Origin of the sequence: Halomonas sp. ND22Bw (assembly GCF_003011945.1) — a bacterium.
Classification (GTDB): domain Bacteria; phylum Pseudomonadota; class Gammaproteobacteria; order Pseudomonadales; family Halomonadaceae; genus Halomonas; species Halomonas halophila.
Genome location: NZ_PXWD01001474.1, coordinates 1 through 247 on the forward strand (window position 1 = coordinate 1; position 247 = coordinate 247).

Below are 247 nucleotides of genomic sequence, written 5' to 3' on the forward strand. Positions count from 1 at the left end.
CCTGCGTCTCCTCGCCGCGCATCACATCGTGCAGCCGCCCGTCACGATAGGCGGCGACGCCGGGGATCAGGGCGACGAAGGCGGCGTCGTCGGGCCGCTCCACCGCACGCGCCAGTTCCGAGAGGCCGGCGGGGCAGGGGGCATAGGCCATCTCGCGCCATCTACCTCGGGCGCCCGCCATGCCGCCGACCATCACCGGCAGATCGTCGGCCAGCCAGTCGCCGGCGACCTCTTCCAGCACCGGACG

At 73.7% G+C, this 247-nt stretch carries 1 protein-coding gene; it reads right to left on the reverse strand.

Translation table 11 applies throughout. The features are described from left to right. The coding region (locus tag CVH10_RS23120) for a 2-dehydro-3-deoxygalactonokinase (RefSeq protein ID WP_146143336.1) at window positions 1–247 on the reverse strand (247 nt) is incomplete at both ends.